The organism is Mesorhizobium sp. M7A.F.Ca.US.007.01.2.1, assembly GCF_003998165.1.
Lineage (GTDB): Bacteria > Pseudomonadota > Alphaproteobacteria > Rhizobiales > Rhizobiaceae > Mesorhizobium > Mesorhizobium ciceri.
Genome location: NZ_RZQP01000384.1, coordinates 1 through 3,355 on the forward strand (window position 1 = coordinate 1; position 3,355 = coordinate 3,355).

Genomic DNA, 3,355 nt, shown 5'->3' on the forward strand with positions numbered 1-3,355 from the left:
GTGCCAGCAATCCTCGGCGGCGCCCATCGAGCCCCAGGAAATGCCGAAGCGAGCCCGGTTGAGGCATCCGAACGGTCCGCCAAGGCCCTTTGCGTTGGGCAGCAGCGCGTCCTCGCCGACCTCGACGCCTTCCATCACCACTTCGCCGGTGATCGACGCCCGCAGCGACAGCTTGCCGCCGATCTTCGGCGCCGAAAGCCCTTTCATGCCCTTTTCCAGCACGAAGCCACGGATCTCGTCCTTGCCGTTCTCCCCCTTCAGCTTCGCCCAGACGACGAACACATCGGCGACGGGCGCGTTGGAAATCCACATCTTCGAACCGGACAGCTTGTAGCCGTTGGCGGTCTTCTCGGCGCGCGTCTTCATACCGCCCGGGTCGGAGCCTGCATCCGGCTCGGTCAGGCCGAAACAGCCGATCCACTCGCCGCTGGCGAGCTTGGGCAGGTACTTCTTGCGCTGTTCGTCCGAGCCATAGGCATAGATCGGATACATCACCAGCGACGACTGCACTGACATCATCGACCGATAGCCGGAATCGACGCGCTCTACTTCGCGTGCGACCAGCCCATAGGTGACGTAGTTCGCGCCAAGCCCGCCGAATTCTTCAGGGATGTTGATGCCGAGCAGGCCGGCCTCGCCCATTTCACGGAAGATCGCGGTGTCGAAGGTCTCGTTGAGGTAGGCGTCCTCGATCCGCGGCGCCAGTCTGTCGGCGGCGAAGGCGGCCGCCCCGTCGCGCACCATGCGCTCGTCTTCCGAAAGCTGGCCCTCGATCAGGAACGGGTCTTCCCAGACGAATGCGTTCTTGTCGGCGGCCATCGCGTTTCTCCCAACCAATGCATGTCGCTCAAAACGATGACATGCATGAAGCAAAATGTTGGCCCGTTCTATCGGCCTGCGCCTCGAAAAAATCAAACGAAATTGATTCACCGATCAATGATCGTTAGGAATGGATCATGAGTGTCCAACGCCGCCTTTTACCCAACATCAGCGCCCTTGCCGCCTTCGAGGCTGTGGCCCGGCTCGGCAGTTTCACCGCCGCCGCCCAGGAGCTAGATCTGACCCAGGGCGCGGTCAGCCGCCAGATCAAACTTCTGGAAGATCAGTTCGGCCGCCGGCTGTTCGAACGCGACAGCCGCAATGTCAGGCTGTCGACATCGGGCGAGATCTACGCCGAGGCGGTGCGTTCAGCACTTGGGCAATTGCGTGACGCAGCCCTTGGATTGATGAGCAATCGGCATAGTGGCATGCTGAACCTTGCCATTTTGCCGACCTTCGGCACGCGCTGGCTGATGCCGATGATCCCCGATTTCGTCGAAAACAATCCCGATATCACCATCAACTTCGTCACCCGCGTCGGTCGCTTCGACTTCGCCAGGGAGAGGCTGGATGCCGCCATCCACTACGGCCTGCCGGACTGGCCGGAGGCCGACTCGACACTGTTGGTGCGCGAAACCGTGGCGCCGGTCGTGTCGCCCGAATTCCTCGCCGGCCGCGCCATCGCCGCACCGGCCGATATCGGCCGCCTGCCGCTGCTGCACATGGCGACGCGTCCTGGCGCCTGGACCGAATGGTTCGAGCATCAGGGCCTGAGCGCGCCGACCGGACCCGGCATGCAGTTCGAACAGTTCGGCACCGCCGCCCAGGCCTGCATGGCGGGGCTCGGCGTGGCGCTGCTGCCGTTGATCCTCATTGCAGGTGAATTGCAGCGCGGCCAGCTGGTGCCGGCGCCAGGCCAGCCCATGCAAAGCCGCAGTGCCTACTATCTCGTCGTCCCGCACGACAAGCGCGGCCATCCGCCGGTCGCCAGTTTTCGCGACTGGCTGCTGGGCCAGGTCGAGAAGGAACCGGCCGTTCTGGCGTGGTAGCTACTTTCGCTTCAGCGCATTCGCCAAAGCAGCACCGAACGCTCCCTGTTGCGCCGGCCGCTCCGGCTGGCGTTGCTGGGGTGCCGGCGAACGTGGTGCCGGCCTGCCGCCACCATTGTCGCGCGGTCCGCTGCGCGGTGCACCGCCCTCGCCGCTATCCTTGCGCATGGAAAGGGCGATGCGCTTGCGCTTGATGTCGACGTCGACGACGCGCACCTTCACCACGTCGCCGGCCTTCACGACCTCATGCGCGTCCTTGATGAACCGATCGGCCAGCTGCGAGACATGCACCAGCCCGTCCTGATGCACTCCGATATCGACGAAGGCGCCGAAGGCGGCCACGTTGGTGACCGTGCCTTCCAGCAGCATGCCGGGCTTCAGATCCTTGATGTCGTCGATGCCGTCGGCGAAGGTCGCCGTCTTGAAGCCTGGGCGCGGGTCGCGGCCGGGCTTTTCCAGCTCCGCCAGGATATCGCGCACCGTCGGCAAGCCGAAACGCTCGTTGACGAAGACGCGTGGGTCGAGTGCCTTGAGCGCGGCACTATCGCCCATCAACGACCGCACATCGCGCCCGCAGGCAGCGACGATCTTCTTCGCCACACCATAGGCCTCCGGATGCACCGACGAGGCGTCGAGCGGCTCGCTGCCATTGGCAATGCGCAGGAAGCCGGCGGATTGTTCGAAGGCCCGAGGTCCGAGCCGCGGCACCTTGAGCAGGTCCTTCCGGCTGGCGAAGGGCCCGGTCGCATCGCGATGCGCAACGATCGCGTCGGCCAGCGATGCGCCCAGACCTGAAACGCGCGCCAAAAGCGGCGCCGAGGCAGTGTTGAGATCGACGCCGACGGCATTGACCGCGTCCTCGACCACCGCTTCCAGCGAGCGGCCGAGACGGTACTGGTCGACATCATGCTGGTACTGGCCGACGCCGATCGATTTGGGTTCGATCTTGACCAGTTCGGCCAGCGGATCCTGCAGCCGCCGGGCGATCGAGACAGCGCCGCGCAACGACACGTCGAGGCCGGGGAATTCCGCCGCCGCCGTCGCCGATGCCGAATAGACCGAGGCGCCGGCCTCGCTGACGATCACTTTCAGTGGCTTCGGCCCGCCGTCCGCCGGCATGTCGGACAGCATGTCGGCCACCAGCTTTTCCGTCTCGCGGCTGCCGGTGCCGTTGCCGATCGAAATCAGCTCGACCTTGTGCTGGCGGATGAGCTTGGCGAGTTCCGCCTGCGTGCCGCGCACATCGTTTCTGGGCGGAAATGGATAGACCGTCGTCGTTGTCAGCACCTTGCCGGTGCCGTCGACCACCGCCACCTTGACGCCGGTGCGGATGCCGGGGTCGAGCCCCATCGTGGCGCGCGAGCCGGCGGGAGCGGCCAGCAGTAGATCCTTGAGGTTGCGGGCAAAGACGTGGATCGCTTCCTCCTCCGCCCGCTCGCGCAGATCGCGCATCAAATCGAGCGTCAGATGCAGCGACAGTTTTATAC

General features: G+C 64.9%; 3 protein-coding genes. 1 reads left to right on the top strand and 2 read right to left on the bottom strand.

Annotation, left to right across the window (positions count from 1 at the left end):
* Positions 1-819: acyl-CoA dehydrogenase family protein (locus EN949_RS34020; protein WP_127371946.1), on the bottom strand; the 819-nt coding region annotated here is incomplete at its 3' end.
* A gap of 137 nt (positions 820-956) precedes the next feature.
* On the opposite strand from EN949_RS34020, the gene EN949_RS34025 reads away from it, so the two are divergent.
* Positions 957-1,868, top strand: a complete 912-nt coding sequence (locus EN949_RS34025; protein ID WP_063168910.1) for a LysR family transcriptional regulator — start codon at positions 957-959, stop codon at positions 1,866-1,868.
* On the opposite strand, the gene EN949_RS34030 is transcribed toward EN949_RS34025, so the two are convergent.
* Positions 1,869-3,355, bottom strand: a 1,487-nt coding sequence (locus EN949_RS34030) for a Tex family protein (RefSeq protein ID WP_164782641.1), incomplete at its 5' end; no start/stop codon positions are given. It lies immediately after the preceding gene.